General features: G+C 70.1%; 20 protein-coding genes. 10 read left to right on the top strand and 10 right to left on the bottom strand.

Features of this window, described 5'->3' with window-relative positions; genetic code table 11:
• Positions 1–6: 6 nt before the first annotated feature.
• From ACXJJ3_RS26415 to ACXJJ3_RS26400, 4 genes are all read left to right on the top strand, one after another.
• Complete coding sequence (locus ACXJJ3_RS26415) at positions 7–1,101, top strand: GDSL-type esterase/lipase family protein (protein ID WP_458164536.1); 1,095 nt, start codon at positions 7–9, stop codon at positions 1,099–1,101.
• 222 nt (positions 1,102–1,323) lie between these two features.
• On the top strand, positions 1,324–2,079 hold the full coding sequence (locus ACXJJ3_RS26410) for a hypothetical protein (RefSeq protein WP_458164535.1): 756 nt from the start codon (positions 1,324–1,326) through the stop codon (positions 2,077–2,079).
• 149 nt (positions 2,080–2,228) lie between these two features.
• Complete coding sequence (gene trpS, locus ACXJJ3_RS26405) at positions 2,229–3,197, top strand: tryptophan--tRNA ligase (RefSeq protein ID WP_458164534.1); 969 nt, start codon at positions 2,229–2,231, stop codon at positions 3,195–3,197.
• On the top strand, positions 3,194–3,940 hold the full coding sequence (locus tag ACXJJ3_RS26400; protein WP_458164533.1) for an endonuclease/exonuclease/phosphatase family protein: 747 nt from the start codon (positions 3,194–3,196) through the stop codon (positions 3,938–3,940). The genes trpS and ACXJJ3_RS26400 overlap by 4 nt, the downstream gene beginning before the upstream one ends.
• A 20-nt stretch (positions 3,941–3,960) precedes the next feature.
• Here the strand turns inward: ACXJJ3_RS26400 and ACXJJ3_RS26395 are convergent, their stop codons facing one another.
• From ACXJJ3_RS26395 to ACXJJ3_RS26385, 3 genes are all read right to left on the bottom strand, one after another.
• Positions 3,961–4,545: a hypothetical protein gene (locus ACXJJ3_RS26395; protein ID WP_458164532.1), complete on the bottom strand. Its 585-nt coding sequence runs from the start codon at positions 4,543–4,545 to the stop codon at positions 3,961–3,963.
• A 73-nt stretch (positions 4,546–4,618) separates the two neighbouring features.
• Entirely contained in the window at positions 4,619–5,422 is an 804-nt protein-coding gene (gene proC / locus ACXJJ3_RS26390; protein ID WP_458164531.1) for a pyrroline-5-carboxylate reductase, read from the bottom strand.
• 29 nt (positions 5,423–5,451) lie between these two features.
• Positions 5,452–6,381 (bottom strand): proline dehydrogenase family protein, encoded by a 930-nt coding sequence (locus tag ACXJJ3_RS26385; RefSeq protein WP_458164530.1) that lies wholly within the window; start codon positions 6,379–6,381, stop codon positions 5,452–5,454.
• Positions 6,382–6,542: 161 nt separating this feature from the next.
• Here ACXJJ3_RS26385 and ACXJJ3_RS26380 point away from each other — a divergent pair, with 161 nt between their 5' ends.
• The 4 genes from ACXJJ3_RS26380 (at position 6,543) to ACXJJ3_RS26365 (ending at position 9,410) form a co-directional block, all read left to right on the top strand.
• Positions 6,543–7,577, top strand: coding sequence for a DUF695 domain-containing protein (locus ACXJJ3_RS26380; RefSeq protein ID WP_458164529.1), 1,035 nt, complete (start codon positions 6,543–6,545; stop codon positions 7,575–7,577).
• A gap of 46 nt (positions 7,578–7,623) precedes the next feature.
• Positions 7,624–7,794 carry a hypothetical protein gene (locus tag ACXJJ3_RS26375; protein ID WP_458164528.1) on the top strand — a complete coding sequence of 57 codons (171 nt, stop codon included), beginning with the start codon at positions 7,624–7,626 and terminating at the stop codon, positions 7,792–7,794.
• Positions 7,795–7,863: 69 nt separating this feature from the next.
• Positions 7,864–8,370, top strand: a complete 507-nt coding sequence (locus tag ACXJJ3_RS26370) for a SigE family RNA polymerase sigma factor (RefSeq protein ID WP_458164527.1) — start codon at positions 7,864–7,866, stop codon at positions 8,368–8,370.
• A gap of 11 nt (positions 8,371–8,381) precedes the next feature.
• On the top strand, positions 8,382–9,410 hold the full coding sequence (locus tag ACXJJ3_RS26365) for a hypothetical protein (RefSeq protein WP_458164526.1): 1,029 nt from the start codon (positions 8,382–8,384) through the stop codon (positions 9,408–9,410).
• A 620-nt stretch (positions 9,411–10,030) separates the two neighbouring features.
• On the opposite strand, the gene ACXJJ3_RS26360 is transcribed toward ACXJJ3_RS26365, so the two are convergent.
• From ACXJJ3_RS26360 to ACXJJ3_RS26335, 6 genes are read right to left on the bottom strand one after another with little or no spacing between them, the layout of a single operon-like run.
• Entirely contained in the window at positions 10,031–10,768 is a 738-nt protein-coding gene (locus ACXJJ3_RS26360) for an ABC transporter permease (RefSeq protein ID WP_458164525.1), read from the bottom strand.
• Positions 10,765–11,487, bottom strand: coding sequence for an ABC transporter ATP-binding protein (locus ACXJJ3_RS26355; protein ID WP_458164524.1), 723 nt, complete (start codon positions 11,485–11,487; stop codon positions 10,765–10,767). The genes ACXJJ3_RS26360 and ACXJJ3_RS26355 overlap by 4 nt, the downstream gene beginning before the upstream one ends.
• Positions 11,488–11,530: 43 nt before the next feature.
• Positions 11,531–12,100, bottom strand: a complete 570-nt coding sequence (locus tag ACXJJ3_RS26350; RefSeq protein WP_458164523.1) for an HD domain-containing protein — start codon at positions 12,098–12,100, stop codon at positions 11,531–11,533.
• Entirely contained in the window at positions 12,100–12,690 is a 591-nt protein-coding gene (locus tag ACXJJ3_RS26345) for a TetR/AcrR family transcriptional regulator (protein ID WP_458164522.1), read from the bottom strand. Before ACXJJ3_RS26345 ends, ACXJJ3_RS26350 begins: the two co-directional genes overlap by 1 nt.
• The gene (locus ACXJJ3_RS26340) at positions 12,687–13,535 is read right to left on the bottom strand and encodes a sugar phosphate isomerase/epimerase family protein (RefSeq protein WP_458164521.1); all 849 of its coding nucleotides are present in this window, start codon (positions 13,533–13,535) and stop codon (positions 12,687–12,689) included. Before ACXJJ3_RS26340 ends, ACXJJ3_RS26345 begins: the two co-directional genes overlap by 4 nt.
• 4 nt (positions 13,536–13,539) lie before the next feature.
• On the bottom strand, positions 13,540–14,472 hold the full coding sequence (locus tag ACXJJ3_RS26335; protein ID WP_458164520.1) for a Ppx/GppA phosphatase family protein: 933 nt from the start codon (positions 14,470–14,472) through the stop codon (positions 13,540–13,542).
• Between the two features lie 62 nt (positions 14,473–14,534).
• Here ACXJJ3_RS26335 and ACXJJ3_RS26330 point away from each other — a divergent pair, with 62 nt between their 5' ends.
• The gene (locus ACXJJ3_RS26330) at positions 14,535–15,275 is read left to right on the top strand and encodes a hypothetical protein (RefSeq protein WP_458164519.1); all 741 of its coding nucleotides are present in this window, start codon (positions 14,535–14,537) and stop codon (positions 15,273–15,275) included.
• A 54-nt stretch (positions 15,276–15,329) separates the two neighbouring features.
• On the top strand, positions 15,330–15,962 hold the full coding sequence (locus tag ACXJJ3_RS26325; protein ID WP_458164518.1) for a VOC family protein: 633 nt from the start codon (positions 15,330–15,332) through the stop codon (positions 15,960–15,962).
• On the opposite strand, the gene ACXJJ3_RS26320 is transcribed toward ACXJJ3_RS26325, so the two are convergent.
• Positions 15,959–17,485 (bottom strand): WS/DGAT/MGAT family O-acyltransferase, encoded by a 1,527-nt coding sequence (locus ACXJJ3_RS26320; protein ID WP_458164517.1) that lies wholly within the window; start codon positions 17,483–17,485, stop codon positions 15,959–15,961. The two genes, ACXJJ3_RS26325 and ACXJJ3_RS26320, sit on opposite strands and share 4 nt — an antisense overlap.
• Positions 17,486–17,520 lie beyond the last annotated feature (35 nt).

Raw genomic sequence — 17,520 nt, 5'->3', positions numbered from 1 at the left:
ACGCCCATGCGTGGGATCGTTCGTGCTCTGCCCGCCCTTGCCAGCCTCGGTGCCCTGGTCTTCACTCTCGGCCCGGCACCGGCCGCCGACCAACCCGCAGTACCGATCGACCGAGCGGCACCGACCAGGATCATGCCCTTGGGCGATTCCAACACCGCGGGCGGCGATGCCGTCGGCGCGGCGTACCGGGCCGACCTCTGGCAGCTGTTGCGCGCCGACAATCGGCCGGTGGACTTCGTCGGATCGGTGACCAGCGGCCCGGCCGGTGTCCTCGGCGACCGCGACCACGAAGGCCACGGCGGCTGGACGATCGGCCAGATCCAGGACAACGTCACCGGCTGGCTGACCACCTACCGGCCGGACGTGATCACGCTCCAGATCGGTACCAACGACATGTACGACGACGCCTCCGCGGGCGCCGCGCCCGGCAAACTGGCCACGCTCGTCGGCACGATCACCACGACCCTGCCGGACGTCCAGCTGTTCGTCGCCAACCTCCCGCAGCTCGCGGACCCGAACCACTACGCCCGGGTCGCGGCGTTCAACGCCATGATCCCCGGCATCGTCGCGGCGGCCGGCTCGCACGTGCACTATGTCGACGCGAACTCCGGGCTCTTCCAGCCGTACGACTTCGTCGACATGTGGCATCCGAACTACGGCGCCGCATCGAAGGCCGCGATTCGCTGGTACGGCGCGCTGACCGGCGTACCGATCACCCGGTTCGAGGCCGAGCAGACCGCGAACGCGACCGTCACGAACGCGAGGAAGGTGTCGATCGCGTCGGCCTCCGGTGGGGCGAAGATCGGCTACATCGACTACCCGGACAGCTCGGTGACGTTCCGGTTCCAGGTCGGCAGCGCCGGGACGTACCGGATCCGCGCCCGCGGCGCGAACGGGATGGGGACGGTCTGCAGCCACCGGGTGTCCGCGAACGGCGGGGCTCCGGCGACCGTCAGCTACCCGTCGTACAGCTGGGACCTGCTCGGGGAGTCGGCGGTCGACCTGCCGCTGAACGCGGGCTGGAACACGCTGAAGTTCACCAAGGGCGACTGCTACACCGAGCTCGACGCGATCGACGTTAGCCCGGTGCCCACCGCCTGACCGACCGAACGGGCGGCGCGACACCCCTCCCTGGCCGCGCCGACCCGTCAGTGGTCCAACAGTCGATTCATCGGCAGCGGACTGCAAAGCGTTACAGGTTTTGCACTTCTGTGCAGAGAAACCGGAGAATCTGCACCAGTTCCGGCATGAGGCGACTGCGGACAGTGAGATCCGGACTTGCGAGTAGGTATCCGAGGGGACCAAGGTTCTTCCGTGAGGCAAATGAAACCCAACCGTCGGCAGATCTTCACGGTGGGCGCAGCCGCGGCCGCCGCGTCGGTCGCCGCCTCGGCCCAGACCGCATCCGCCGCCGATCCGGCCCCCGCGTTCGCCGCCGCCACGTCGTCGAGCGGGCCGTACGGCTCCGGCGTCGCGGGATCGTGGACCAACAGCACGCGGGCGATCTCCACCGCCGCGCAGTTCGAGAAGACCCGGGCCGCCAACGGCGTGTTCATGTTCGGCGACAGCATCTCGGTGCAGGACGGCAAGGCGCTCGCGATCCGGCTGCTGAACCGCAACGGCACCCAGCTCGCCGTCAACAACTGGTCGAGCCGGCCGAGCTCGGGCGCGGTCGACGCGCTGCAGGCCGCGGCGTCGGCGTACGGGCTGCCGCGCCGGGTACTGCTGGCCGCCGGCTCGAACGACATCTTCGACCCGCCGAAGTTCCGGGCCCAGGTCGACCGTGCGGTGAGCATCGTCGGCCAGAACCGGACGCTGTACTGGGTCGACCTCCAGGTCGTCCGCAAGGCGGTGAGCGCGCCGGTCCAGCTCGCCGACCAGCGGAACAGCTCCTGGCTGAACATGCAGCTGTACGACGCCCAGGAGAAGTACCCGAACCTGCGGATCATCCGCTGGGCCGAATGGCTCTGGGTGAAGCCGTACCGGCTGGCGAACTACCTGCGCGACGGCGTGCACCCGTCCGTGCCGCTCGGCCAGGACGCCCGTAACGAGCTGATCGTCCAGTCGCTGCTAAGCTGAAAGCGTGAACACGAACTTGCAGCTGTGGTGGGCCGCCTAGGGCGGTCCATCCCAGCGCGTGTTCGCACGCAGCCACCACGGCCGCCTCACCGAGGCGGCCTTTTTCATGCCCTCTTTCGGTGAGGCTCAGAAACCGAAGGAGAAAGATCATGACATCGCTTTCCGGCATCACCCCGTCCGGCCGGCTGACGCTCGGCAACCACTTCGGCGCACTTCGCCGGTTCACCGACCCGGACGGTTTCTACTTCGTCGCGAACCTGCACGCGATGACGACCAAGCACGATCCCCGAAGACTCGCCACGCTCACCCGCGAGTTCGCGACGCTGATGCTCGCGGCCGGTGTCCCGGAGGGCACGGTGTTCGTGCAGTCCGACGTACCCACGCATGCGCAGCTCGCGTACCTGCTCGAGTGCACGTCGTACGTCGGTGAGCTCTCCCGGATGATCCAGTACAAGGAGAAGGGCAAGGGCCGGCCGATGACCCGGGCCTCGCTGTTCACGTACCCGTGCCTGATGGCCGCGGACATCCTGCTGTACGGCGCGGAACGGGTCCCGGTCGGCGGCGACCAGGACCAGCACGTCGAGCTGGCCCGGGACGTCGCGATCCGGTTCAACCGCGAGTACGGCGAGACGTTCGTCGTGCCGCAGCTGAACAAGGCGGCGCTGGCGACGCGGGTGAAGGACCTGCAGAACCCGACCGCGAAGATGAGCAAGTCCGACGCCGACGACGCGGTCGGCACGATCCGGCTGCTGGACCCGCCGGACGTGATCCGCCGGCAGATCATGCGCGCCGTCACCGATTCCGAAAACGTTGTCCGGCACGACGAGCAGAACAAGCCCGGGATCACCAACCTGCTGGAGATCCTCGCCGCCTGCACGGCCGGCGACCCGGTCGAACTGGCCGCGGCGTACACGTCGTACGGCGCGCTGAAGCAGGACGTCGCGGACGCCGTCCTGGCGGTCATCGAGCCGCTGCAGAAGGAGTACGCGCGGCTGGCGACGGACCCTGGCGCGATCGACCACCTGCTGGCGCAGGGCCGGGACCGGGCGCTCGAGGCGAGCACGCCACGGCTCCAGGCTGCGACCCGGGCGATGGGTTTGGCAGGATCGACCCCATGAAGATCCGCGCCGCTTCCTTCAACATCCGCAACTCGTCCGCACCCGACGGCGACAACGCCTGGCCGGTCCGGCGGAAGGCGACGGTGGCGGCGATCGAACAGCTGGACGCCGACGTGGTCGGGCTGCAGGAAGTGCTGCCCGACCAGCTCGAGTACCTGCGCTGGCGGTTCCCGAAGTACGAGATCGTCGGCGCCGGCCGGGACGACGGGATGAGCGCCGGCGAGCACTCCACGGTGCTGGTCCGGCCCGGCGACTGGCGGATCGAGCGGTCCGAGACCCGTTGGCTGTCGGACGATCCCGGGACGCCCGGCTCGATCGGCTGGGACGCCGACCTGACCCGGATCGCCACGCTCGTGTGGCTCCGGCACCGCAACGGTACGACGGTCGGCGTCGTCAACACGCACTACGACCACGCGGGCGAGGTCGCGCAGCTGCAGTCGTCCCGGTTGATCGCCCGCTGGATCAGCGGATCGCTGCCGTGGATCGTGATGGGCGACCTGAACGCGACGCCGGACGCGCCGCCGTTGAAGGCGCTGGTCGCCTCCGGCCTGGCGCTCGCGGTGCCGGCGTCGGCGGGCGGCAGCTGGCACAACTTCACCGGCGCCGTCGACGACGACCGCATCGACCACATTCTCGTCACGCCCGAGTGGACGGTGACCGACGCGACCGTCTCGCACGCCCGTCCCGACGGCCGCGTCCCGAGCGATCACTGGCCGGTTGTCGCGACCCTCGAGCTCGGCTGAACGCCTTCAGTACAAGGGATTCAGAGGACGATGTGCCAACGGAGCAGGAACGCTCCGATCGACAGGACCACGTAGAGCAGGACCAGCGCGCTGCCGATGCCCGGGCGTGGGCGGTGCCGGCGGACCTGGGTGGTGAGCGAGCGGTCGCGGAGGACCTCCATGACCGCGGCGACCTCGGCCGTGCGGTCCGCGGGGATGCCGTTGATCTCGTGCTCGTCGGGACCGCGGGTCAGTACGACGCTGTCCTCGCCGAGCTCGATCTTGCCGACATCCTGCCAGGAGAGGCTGCGGATCAGCATGCTGGTGCGCGCCTTGAGGCCGCCCGGGTACAGCACCACCCGGTACAGCACGACGCCGCCGGCGACGCGCACCACGGACGCGCCGATGATCGTCAGCAGACCGACCGCGAGCATGTCGCGGGCGCCCATCCACAACCACGAGTTCAACGCCGGCACAGCCACGAACGGCAGCACGAACAGGGCCCAGGCCCACCAGGGCGCCGGGTCCAGCGGCACACGCCACGGCAGCGGCGGAACCTGCTGCGCCTCCTGCACCTGCTGCGTTTGCGCAGGCGCGGTGGCCGGCTCGACCGAACCATTACCCATGGGCGGACTCATCCCTCGAACATGGCAGGAAACCTCGGCGGGGCCCACCTTAACGCCACCTGAGGGACAGGTGTTATTCGGCGGCGAGATCGCGCGAACGGTTCCGGGCCGCCTCGATCGCGGACAGGAACGCGGCGCGGACCTTGTGGTCCTCCAGCTCCCGCACCGCGGCCGCCGTCGTACCGCCAGGCGACGTCACGCGCTCCCGCAGTACGGTCGGATGCTCGCCGGTCTCCCGCAGCAGCTTCGCCGACCCGACCACGGTCTGTACGACGAGATCCGTGGCGGTGCTGCGCGGCAGCCCCATGTGGACGCCGGCCTCGATCATCGACTCGACCACGAAGAAGATGTACGCCGGCCCCGACCCGGAGATCGCGGTCACCGCGTCCTGCTGCTTCTCCGGCACCCGCACCACCCGGCCGGTCGCTGCGAGCAGGCTCTCCGCGAGCTCCAGGTGGCTCTCGTCGCAGTGCGAACCGCGGGAGATCGCGGCCATCCCCTCGTCAACCAGAGCAGGCGTGTTCGGCATCACCCGGACCACGGCGACGCCGTCGGGCAGCCGGGACTCGACGAACCCGGTGGTGATCCCGGCCGCGAGCGACACGATCGTCTGGGTCGGCTGCACCGCCGGGGAGATCTCCGCGAGCAGGTCCGGCATGTCCTGCGGCTTCACGACCAGGACCAGCGTGTCCGCACGCTTCGCGGCGTCCAGGTTCGACACCACGTCCACGCCGTACCGCTCCCGCAGCTCGGCGGCGCGCTCCGGGCGGCGCTCGGTGATCAGGAGGTCCTCCGGTCGCCGGCCGGCCCGAATCAGCCCGGACAGCAACGTCTCCCCCATCACGCCGGCCCCGAGGACGGCCACCTTTGCACTCATGGTCCAAAGGTTAGCCGTCCGGCGCGTGGCTACTTCTTGCTGATCAAGGAGCGGGCGAAGAACTGCAGGTTCGCGGGGCGCTCGGCGAGCCGGCGGACCAGGTAGCCGTACCAGTCCTCGCCGTACGGGATGTAGATCCGCATGGTGTGCCCGAGGCCGGCCAGCCGGAGCTGCTCCTCGGGGCGGATGCCGTACAGCATCTGGTACTCGAAGCTGCCCGGCTTGCGGCCGGCGCGGTCGGCCAGCGCGCCCGCGATCGAGATCAGCCGCGGGTCGTGCGAGGCGATCATCGGGTAGCCCTCGCCGTTCATCAGCACCTTCATCGCCCGCACGTACGCCTTGTCGACCTGGCGCTTCTCCTGGTACGCGACCGACTCCGGCTCCTTGTACGCGCCCTTGCACAGCCGCACCCGGGACCCGGAGTACGCGAGGTCGCGGCAGTCGCCCTCGGTCCGCCGCAGGTACGCCTGCAGGACCGCGCCGGTCTCCGGGAAGTCCTGGCGCAGTTCGCGGAGGATGCCCAGCGTGGAGTCGGTGGTGGTGTGGTCCTCCATGTCGAGGGTGACCGTCGTACCGGCGTTGCGGGCCGCGAGGCAGATGGTGCGGGCGTTCTCCAGCGCGATCTTCTCGCCGTCGCCGGGCAGCGCCTGGCCGACCGCGGACAGCTTCACCGAGACCTCGGCGTTCGCGGTCAGTCCGGCCGCGGCGAGCTTCTTCAGCAGGTCCAGGTACGCGTCGGCGGTCGCGGTCGCGGCGGCCAGGTCGGTGACGTCCTCACCGAGGTGGTCGAGGGTCACCCGCAGCCCGTTGCTGACCAGCTTCTCGGTGGCCAGCACGGCCTCCGGAGCGGTCTCACCGGCGACGAACCGGGCGACGATGCCGCTGGACACCGGCAGCGACGACACGGCCTTCTTGATCTGGGGGCTGCGGGACATGCCCAGCAGGACTCGCCGAAGCACTACGTGTTCCTCCTCATCAACCCACCCATTTGCCAGTGGTGAATGCAGGTTACGCGCCTGAACCTGGCTTTGCGGAATCGTCGGTCGCTGGTGTGGCAGGGGCCACACCACCGGGGTCATTGGTTCGATGGTCGCACCCCTGGCTGTTAGAGGATGCGGTCATGCCCATCTTCAAGCGTCGGCGCCGGAACGCCGTGGAGGCCGACCCGATCGGCGCGTTCTGGTCCTGGTGGACGACGACCGGCGCCGGCCAGGTGGCGGCCGCCGTCGCCCGCCGCGAGCCGACCGCGGCGAACGCCGACCTGACCGAGCGGATCGGCCGGATCCACCCGGACCTGGAGTGGGAGCTCGGCCCCGGGCTGCACGCCCAGCACGTGCTGATCGTGACCGCCGCCGGCAACCCCGCCCAGCGCGCGGTCGCCCGCCGCTGGCTGCGCGCGGCCCCGCCGTCGGACCAGGTCTGGGAGTACGCCGACCTGCGCCGCCCGGGTCCCGCGGTGACGATCCAGTTCGACGGACTGCCGCCGGTCGCGGTCGACGAGTCCGTGGTGTCGATCGAGCCGGACTCGGCGTCCGTCCACGTCGGCGTCCACCATCCGGCGTTCGCGGAACTGTCGGTGGACACGCAGCGGCGGGTGACGTTCCTGATCCTCGACCTGGTGCTCGGCGAGGAGATGGTGGAGACCTGGGTCGGCGCGATCGACACACTCGCCGACGCCCCGGTGAACGCCGTACCGGTCACCGAACTGCTGCCGGCGGTGGCCGGGTTCGCGGCGGAGCACACGCTGGACGACGGCAGCCCAGCGTGGAAGATGCTCGAGGGCACCCGGGACGGGCAGCGGGTGATCGCGACCGCGGAGTACCCGTTGCGCTCGATCCGGCGGCCGCACCTCGACACCCACGTGGCGGTGTCGATCCGGTACCCCGTCGTCCGTGAGGACGGCCTGCCCGAGTCCGAGATGCTCGACGAACTCCGCGCCTTCGAGGACCACCTCACCGACCGCCTCGGCGGCTCCGGCAACCTGCTCGCCCACGAAACCTCCGCCGGCGTCCGCATCCTGCACTACTACGTCGACGGCACCACCCCCGCCGACGCCCAACTCCAGGCCGCCACCACCGGCTGGCCCCACGGCCGAGTCACCCTCGTCGCCACCCCCGACCCCGGCTGGGAAGGCGTCGCGCACCTCGCCGGCTGACCTGAGGTACTGTCCTCCGGCTTGGCCGCCCTGCGACCGGCGGCCGATGAGCCAGGGCGACGTGTGCGTCGTGCACAGCAGCACCGGCACCTGCACCGAGTCGTACGACGACCTGAAGAACAAGCCGGGCGGGCGCGGCCGGGCCGTGCTGCTGATCCTGATCGGCGCCGCGATCACCGGCGGAGGGTCGTACGGTCTGTACCGGACCCGTCCGTAACCCTTCCGGGGTGCAACCTGGTCCGTAGGACTTTCCGTCTTGGGGTGGAGATGGAGAGTGGAGGCGCGGATGGCGGAACGGGACCGGGAGTTCGCCGAGTTCGTCGAGGAGACCTCGACGGCGTTGCGGCGGACGGCGTTTCTGGTGGTGGGCGACCGGCACCGGGCTGACGACATCGTCCAGGACGCGCTGTACAAGCTGTACCTGGCGTGGCCGAAGGTCCGGCGGGTCGGTAATCCGTTCGCGTACGCGCGCCGCGTCGTGGTCAACGCGGCGTACGACGGCGGCCGCCGGCCGTGGCGCCGGGAGGTGGCGATCGCCGACGTACCGGATCGCCCCGAGCCCGACGACTTCGCCGCCGGCCATGCGGACCGCGACGAAGTACTCGAAGCCCTGCGCTCACTGGGCCCGCGGCAACGCGCCTGCGTCGTCCTGCGGTACTACGAGGACCTCTCCGTCGAGCAGACCGCCGAAGTCCTCGGCTGCTCCGAAGGCACCGTGAAAAGCCAAGCCTCCCGCGGCCTCGAAACCCTCCGCCGAGCCATCAACCAGCGCCGAGCAACCCCGACGCTGTGAAGGAGAACGAGATGCACGACGTACAGGACGTCACCGCAGAACTCCGCCGGATCGCCGACGCCGAAGACCTCGCCCCGCTGGACACCGGGCTGCTGCTGGACCGCGGTCATCGCGGCCGGCGGCGCCGGAAGTTCCTCGGCGCCGGAGGCACGGTCGCCGTCGTGGCCGCCGTCGCGGTCACCGCCAGTCTCCTGCCCGGCCACTCGCGGACCGGTGGCAGCCCGGTCGCGAACAACCAGCAGGAGGCGTACTTCCAGCCGGTGCCCGGCATTCCGCAGGGGCAGGACGCGGTCGGCGTACCGGTGTCCAACGCCGAGGCGCTCCGGCGCTGCAAGCTCCGGCTGCCCACGCTGGAGGGCCCGTTGGTGAACGTGATCGGCGGCTACCGCACCGGGGACCGGGCCAACAGCGATCCCCTGACCAGCAAGCGAGTCCAGCTCTGTACGGTGCCCGGCGGGGACCGGCCGACAGCCGCTCTGCTGGCGAAGCTGCGCAAGGACCCGGTGCCGGCCGACCCGGCCACTCAGCTGCTGAACTGCTCGGCCCAGAGCTGGGTGGACGTCACCAACTGGCGCATCGTCGCCTCCGCACGCTCGAAGACCTGGCCGAGCGTCCTGCTGACCGCGGTCTCCCCGAACGGCCGCAAGGCCATCACCTGCGAGATCGAGAAGAACTCATTGAACGGCGGCATGGTGATGCGCGGTACGGCGTTCCTGGACCTCGACTCGTTCGTGCAGGGCAAGGACCCGATCCTCACACCCGCGAAGGGTTCGCGCCGCACGGACCTGTACACCGGCACCGACCTGAGCGGGCAGAAGTGCGGCACCAAGATGTGCTACGAGGTCCGCGCCTGGGGCCGGGTGGCCAGCACCGCGACCCGCATCCATCTGCAGATCGGCCCGTCAGCCTCCACCGACATCCCGGTCACCGACGGTTGGTTCGCCTACATCTGGCCAAGCCAACCCACCACCGCACCGGCCAGCGCCCTCCGGGTCACCGCGTTCGACAAGGACGGCAAGGTGGTCCGCACCCTCCCCTAACCACCAGACCGAGATACTGGTCAGGTCTATGAACAACGCCAGCGGTAAGCGGGCCCGGATCCGACAGCAGCCGCAGCCCGTGTCCTGGCCCCGCTGGCACTACCAACGCCGCGGGCAGATCCTCTCGAGGGGTTGGCGCCTGAGTTGCCGGGTTTGCGGCCGGTATGCGGGTAGGTAACCCGACATCTCAGACGCTAACCCCTCAAACGGCCGGCCCTGCGACGGCCGCCGCCGCCCGCCTGCACAGCGCCCACGGACGCTTCCGCTCGGCTGATGACTTCTGAACAACCCTCTGAGAATGGTGGTTGGGTTCGGCGTCATGTGCTCCAGGTCTCGGAGGGCCGACAGTCCTCCGCCGAGTCGTAGCAATCGGCCCGCACCGCCTGCGGCGAGTCGTGAGAAAGGTGCCAGAAACCAGCCACAATCCACGACTCGACGAACAGGTGCCGAGCCGTTCGCCACGACTCGGCAAAGAGCGGCATACCCTCCGGCTGACCGCCAGACCCGGCCACCACTCTCAATCTCGTCTTTTCTCTGCTCTTGTTCACTAAGCTCAGCCGGATCTTCTGAATAGCCCTCTAAATCTCTCTTCCTTCCCTTTGTTCTTTCCCTTTGTTTGCCTAGGCCGTTCGGCGGCGGAGGGTTGCGGCGCCTAGGGCGAGGGCGGCGAGGATGAAGGCGAGGACGACGAGGGTGTCGGTGCCGGTGGTTGTGGTGAAGCCGTTGCCTTTGGCAACTCCTAGGACGGCGTCCACGGCGTAGGAGAGCGGTAGTACGTCGCTCAGCGCGTGGAGCACCGACGGGAGTTGGTCGCGGGGGACGAACAGGCCGCAGAGCAGGATCTGCGGGATCATGATCGCCGGCATCATCTGCACCGCCTGGAACTCGGTGGCCGCGAAGGCGCTGGACAGCAGGCCGAGCGCGGCGCCGAGGACGCCGTCGAGGATCGCGACAACACCCAGCTGCCAGGCGGCGCCCTGGATGTCGAGACCCAGCAGGTACAGGGAGATCGAGACGAGGACGACCGCCTGGATCAGCGCGACCAGCGCGAACGCGAGGGCGTACCCGAGCAGGAAGTCGAGCTTCGCCATCGGCATCGTGAACAGCCGGGACAGCGTCCCGCCGGAGCGTTCCCGCAGGGTGGTCACGGCGGTGACGACGAACATCACGATCGACGGGAAGATCGCGAGCAGCGGGCCGCCGATCTGGTCGAAGACCACCTTGTCGTCGTGGAACATCCACCACATCAGCGTCACGAACACGGTCGGCAACGCGATCAGCAGCGCCACCGTCCGCGGGTCCCGGCGCAACTGGGTGATCACCCGGGCCGCGACGGCGAAGGTCACGCGCGGAGTCATCGGGCCGCCTCCTTCTCTTCGATCAAGGTCAGGAACGCCTGCTCGATGTCGGTCGTACCGGCAGCGGCGAGCAGCGCGTCGGGCGTCTCGTCGGCGAGCAGTTCGCCCTCGCGCATCAGCAGCAGCCGGTCGCACCGGGACGCCTCGTCCATCACGTGACTGGACACGAGCAGCGCGGCGCCGTCGTCGGCCAGCCGGTGGAACAGTTGCCAGAGGTCCCTACGCAGTACGGGATCCAGCCCGACCGTTGGTTCGTCCAACACCAGCAGTTCGGGACTGCCGAGCAGCGCCACCGCCAGCGACACCCGGGACCGCTGCCCACCGGACAGCCGATCCACGCGTACGCCGGCATGCGACACCAGGTCGACCGTCTCGATCGCCCGCGTCACGTCGGACGCCGGTACGCCGAGCACCGCGGCGAAGAAGCGCAGGTTCTCGGTGACGGTGAGGTCGCCGTACACGCTGGGCTCCTGGGTCACGTACCCGACCCGGCCGCGCAGTTTCGGCGCACCGGCCGGCAGCCCGAGCACCGTCACCTCGCCGGTGACCCGCGCCTGGAGTCCGACGATCGCCCGGATCAACGTCGTCTTGCCACAGCCGGACGGGCCGAGCAATCCCATGACGGTCCCGGCCCGGAGGTCGAAGCCGATCCCGTGCAGCACCTCGTGCTCGCCGCGGACCACGACCACGTCGCGGCAGCTCACCGAGTTTTTCATCATATGATGAATTTAACGCGCACCGAGCCGCCGGCGCAACGGTCGGTCAGATGACGGCGTACCCCGTGGCCGCGCTCAGCTCGTCCAGCGCCGGGTCGCCGTACCGCTGCCGGAGCTCGCCGAACCGCCGGACCTTGGCCGCCCCGAACCGCCCGACCTCGGCTGCATACGTATTCCCCGACAGAAAGACGGGCGGCGTCCGCTTGCTGTGGAACTTGTCCGCGTACAGCACCAGCTCCTCCTCCGGCGTCCGCGGCAGGTAGTCCGCGACCGGGATCGGCAGCCCCTGCCGGACCACGTCGTCCCGGGTGATCCCGACCCCGGTATGACACGAGCAGAACCGGCAGATCTCCAGCGGGAACCCGAGCGACGCGAGCAACTCGTGCCCGAGTACGCCGTGCCGGACGTACGCCGACGACTCCAGCCGGTACACCCCGACGTCGTGCAGCAGCGCCCCCGCCCGGACCAGGTCGGTGTCGACATCCAGCCCGGCGAAGAACTGCGACGCCACCGAACACACCAACCGGCAGTGCTCCCACACCACCTCGAACGCCTCCCGGCTCGGGGCGTACGCACGGTGCAGCGCGCGGATCTCCGCGTCGCCAGGGATCTCCATCAGCCGGTCAGATGCTGCTGAAGGACGGGCGCCAACCGGTCGATCAGCGTCTCGACGTCGACCGACGCGACCGGCTCGAGGCCGACCAGGTACCGGACGACGGCGGTCCCGACCAGCTGCGTCGCGACCAGCCCGACCCGCAGCCTGGCGTCCGGTACGGCGAGCATCGCGGAGACCGGTTCGATGATCATCTGGGTGATGCCCTCGCGCATCATCCGGGCCGCCTCGTCGCTGCTGAGCACGCTCCGGAACAGCGCCTTCATCCGCTGCTGCCCGTCCGGCGACTCCCAGACCCCGAGGAACGCGGTCGCGATCCGGCGGCCGATCTCGTCGTCGGGCCCGTCGACGATCCGGGCCGCGATCTGCCGCGGGTCGACCGGCAGTGCCAGCGCCTCGATGAACAGCTCGCCCTTGCTGTCGAAGTAGTGGTGCACGAGCGCCGCGTCCACCCCGGCCCGGCGGGCGACCGAGCGCATCGAGGTGGCCGCGAACCCCTTGTCCGCAAAGGCTTCGCGGGCGGCGTCGAGGATCTCCCCCCGGGTGTCGGGTCCCCCTGGTCGGCGTCCCGGCGTACGGCCGCCGGCTGTCACGGAGTGAGCTCCGAGATCTCACCGTCCGGGGTGACCGCGAACGGCGTCCGCCGGGTCTTCACGAAGTGCCGGCGGGTGAACTCCAGGGACTCGACCAGGTCGACCTCGCGCTCGGAGCGGCTGGTCGCGCGGCGGGTGTTGATCTCGATGATGATGTGCCCGGCGAAGTCCTGCTTGGCCAGCTCGGTGAGCAGGTCGGCGGCGCGCTGTGTGCCGCGGCCCGGGACCAGGTGCTCGTCCTTCGCGGAGCCGGTGCCGTCGGTCAGGTGGACGTGCGTGAGGCTCTTGCCCATCGTCGCGGCCAGCTCGACGCAGTCCTGCTCCGCGGTCGACGCGTGCGACAGGTCTAGCGTGGTGTGCGCGTACGTCTGCTCGGTCGGGTCCCAGCTCGGCGCGTACGCCTGCAGGTCGCGGCCGGGCGCGCGCCACGGGTACATGTTCTCCACCGCCAGCGTCACGCCGGTCTGCTCCTCGAGCCGGGCGATCCCCTCGACGAACCCGCGCGCGTAGTCCCGCTGCCAGCGGAACGGCGGGTGTACGACGACCACGTCCGCGCCGAGCTCCTTGGCGGCCTCGGCGCTGCGCTCGAGCTTGCTCCACGGGTCGGTCCCCCAGACCCGCTGCATGATCAGCAGCGTCGGCGCGTGGATCGCCAGCACCGGCAGCTGGTGGTAGTCGATCAGCCGCTGGATCGCGTCGATCTGGGTGCTCAGCGGGTCGATCCCGATCATCACCTCGACCCCGTCGTACCCGAGCCGGGCGGCCAGCTCGAAGCCGCTGGCGGTCGACTCGGGGTAGACGGAGGCGGTGGACAGGCCGATCTTCGCGGTCGTACGGGGGCTCATCGGGTCACCGGGGTTGCAGCTGGTCGAGCCGGGACAGGATGACGCCCTCGCGCAGCGCCCACGGGCACACCTCCAGCGCGGGCAGGTCGAACAGGTCCATCACGGCGTCGGCGACCAGCGCACCGGCGGTCAGCTGGGTCGCGCGGCCGGCCGAGACGCCGGGCAGCGCGGCCCGCTCGGCGGCGGTCATCGTGGTCAGCTTCGGGATCCACTCGTCGAGGTCGTCCCGGTTCAGCGTGCGCGGTACGTACGGCCCGTCGGCGGACGGCGCCGCCCCCGCGATCCGGGCCAGCGAGCGGAACGTCTTGCTGGTCGCCACGGCGCGCTGCGGCTTCCCGGCCCGCAGTACCGGACCGGCGACCGCGGCCAGCTCCATCCGGATCCGGCGGCGCAGCGCGCGGACCTCATCCTTGTCCGGCGGGTCCGCGGTCAGGCCCTCGCGGGTCAGCCGGCCGGCGCCGAGCTGGACGGACGCCGCAACGGTCGGCTGCTCGTCCGACCCGGCGGCGATCTCCAGCGAGCCGCCGCCGATGTCGAAGACCGCCAGACGTCCCGAGGACCAGCCGAACCACCGGCGGACCGCGAGGAACGTCAGCCGGGCCTCGTCTTCGCCGCTGAGCACCTCCAGGTCCACGCCGGTCTCGGTGCGGACGCGATCCAGCACCTTCTCGCCGTTCGGCGCCTCGCGGAGCGCGGAGGTGGCGAACGCCAGCACCGACTCGCAGCCCTTGTCCTCGGCCAGCTGGACCGCTTCCTTGGTGAACTCGATCAGCCCGTCGACGCCGGAGCCGTCGATCTTGCCGTCGGTGTCGAGGTGCTCGGCCAGCCGCAGCTCGGTCTTGTGCGAGTACGCCGGCAGCGGCGCGGCACCACGATGTGCGTCCACCACGAGCAGATGGACGGTGTTTGATCCCACGTCGAGTACGCCGAGCCGCATACCCTCACGCTACTGGACAACCGGAGTACCGGAGTGTTCACGGTTGCGCGTAGGCTTTCCAGGTGCCTGAGGTTTCTCTCGACTTCCCCCGCGCCTGGGTCGAGTTCGTCGACCCCGACGACTCCGACCAGGTCTTCCGTTGCGACGTGACCTGGCTGACGTCCAACTGGTCCTGCATCTTCGGAGGCGGCTGCCAGGGGATCTACAAGGGCCGTCCCAACGACGGCTGCTGCACGCTCGGTGCGCACTTCTCCGACGCGGACGACGAGAAGCGGGTGAAGAAGTACGTCAAGGAGCTCGGCAAGGACGACTGGCAGTTCCGCAAGGAGGGCCGCGCCAACGGCTGGGTGGAGACCGACGACGAGGGCGACCGCAAGACCCGGGTCTGGGACGGTGCCTGCATCTTCCTGAACCGGCCGGGCTTCGCCGGCGGCGCGGGCTGCGCGCTGCACGGGCTGGCGCTGAAGCGCGGCGTGCACTTCGTCGAGACCAAGCCGGACGTGTGCTGGCAGCTGCCGATCCGGCGGACGTTCCGCGAGGTCGAGCGGCCGGACGGGACGACGTACACCGAGGTCGGGATCGGGGAGTACGACCGGCGCGGCTGGGGTCCCGGCGGGCACGACCTGGACTGGTACTGCACCGGGAACACCGAGGCGCACATCGGCGTCGAGCCGGTGTTCGAGTCCAGCAAGGTCGAGCTGCAGACGCTGATGGGCCACAAGGCGTACGACGTACTCGCCGAGCTGTGCCGGCAGCACCTCGAGGCGGCCCGTCCGCTGCTACCCCATCCCGCGTCGAAGTAGCCGCGACACACCCTGCCCGGCGGTTTGTCGGTGCGGGACGCAACAATGACTGACATGCGTCTGGATCATCTGTCGTACGCGTGCGGGCCGGATGGTTGTGCGGCCACGATCGAGCGGCTCTCGGAGTTGCTCGGGGCCGAGTTCGTGGACGGCGGGGTGCACCCGCGGTTCGGGACCGTCAACCACATCCTCCCGCTGGAGAACGACCGGTACATCGAGGTGGTCGACGTGCTCGACCACCCGGCGTCGGACAAGGCGCCGTTCGGTCAGGCGGTCCGGGCCCGCAAGGAGCTCGGCGGTGGCTGGCTCGGCTGGGTCGTCGAGGTCACCGATATGGCCGCGATGGAGCAGCGGCTCGGCCGGCAGGCCGTGCCCGGCAACCGGCACCGGCCCGACGGGGTGAATCTGACCTGGCGGCAGATCGGCGTCAAGGGCCTGATCGCGGACCCGCAGCTGCCGTTCTTCATCCACTGGGACGACCTCGGCCAGCACCCGTCGATCGGCGGCAAGGACGTGAAGCTGACCGGTCTGGAGATCGCCGGCGACCCGACCCGCGTCACCGACTGGATCGGCCACCCGGCCGACCACCTGCTCGACGACCTCGACGTCGGCTGGGTCGGGCCGAACGGTCAGCCCGGCCTGGTCGCCGCCGTGTTCCAGACGCCGAACGGGATTGTCCGGATCTAGTGGATGTTCTCCAGCTCCACCAATGACGTCTCCAGGTGGGTGAGCATGCGCTGGAGGTGCGGGACGGTGCGGCGGCAGCCGAGCAGCCCGAAGTGCAGCTGATGGTCGTAGCTGGTGACGCTGATGTTCAGGGCCTGGCCGTTCATCACGATGCTCGCCGGGTACAGGCCGAGCAGCCGGGAGCCGTTCCAGTACAGCGGGCTCTGCGTCGGGCCGGGGACGTTCGAGATGACGATGTTGTACGGCGGCGCCGTACGCCCCGCGACGCCCGGGAGGACCGCGCCCGGGCCGGCGACCGCGAAGCCCAGCGCGCCGACGATCAGGTTCTGCAGCGGGGTGAGGCCGGACAGCACGCTCTTCGCCTGCGCGGTCGACGCCATGATCCGGCGGATCCGCTGCTCCGGGTCGGCGACGTCGGTGGCGAGGTCGGCGATCAGCGTGCCGAGCGAGTTGCCGCCGCCGGGGCCGATGTCCGCGGTCCGGATGTTCACCGGCACCATCGCGGTCAGCGCCTTCTCCGGGAGCGCGTTCAGGTCGAGCAGATAGTTGCGCAGAGCACCTGAACACATCGCGAGCAGTACGTCGTTCAGCGTCGCGCCGGTGATCGCCCGCACCTTCTCCAACCGCTCCAACGCCCACGACTGCGCCGCAAACCGCCGCGCCCCGGTCACCCCCTGGTTGAGCACCGTCCGCGGCGCCTGAAACGGCATCGTCGAGTGCAGCAGACCCTGGAGCCCAGCCACCGGCAACCCCGCCAGCTCCGCCAGCAACCGCCCGGCGCCGGTGGCGGCGTGCGCCGTCGAGCCGATCGCGCGGCCGGGAATGCGGCCGACGGCCGCGAACAGCTCCGCGGGAGTGGGCACGCCGGCAGCACCAGCGCCCGCGCCGCCGGGGCCCCGCCCTGCACGCGGGTACGCCGGGTCGGCACCGGCCCCCGGCGGGAACGGGTCGCCGCGCGGCGGCATCCCTCCACCTCCACCGCCCGGCAGGGCGTAGGTGGCCGGCATGTTCGTCCGCGTCGGGTCTGTGGTGAGGGTTTGCTGCATCAGGCGGAGGGCTGTCACGCCGTCGATCAGCGAGTGGTGGATCTTGCTGTAGACGGCGAACCGGCGGCCCTCGACGCCTTCGATCAGGTGCATTTCCCAGAGCGGGCGGTGCCGGTCGAGGAGGGTGCCGTGCAGGCGGCTGGTGAGTTCGAACAGTTCGCGGTACCTCCCCGGGCGGGGCAGCGCGGACAGCCGGACGTGGTACTCGAGGTCGATCTCGTCGTCCTGTTCCCAGGACCAGTACCCGAGGTCGACCAGCCGGTTCCGCACCCGCCGGGCGAACAGCGGGTTCACCTCGGGCGCCGCCAGCAGATCGTGGTACAGCCGCGACACGAAATCCCGCGAGCTCTCCGGGAACACGTGGTCCCGCCCGGCGCCTTCCGGCAGCTCGAACAGCATCAGGCCGCCGACATGCATCGGCTGCTCCCGCGACTCCCCACCGAGGAACATCGCGTCCAGGGGTCCTACCGCGGTCATGCGCGCCTCCGCTCCCGCCCGGCCTCCTGACAGTT

The organism is Kribbella sp. WER1, assembly GCF_054189145.1.
This window is presented reverse-complemented; position numbering and strand designations above follow the sequence as displayed.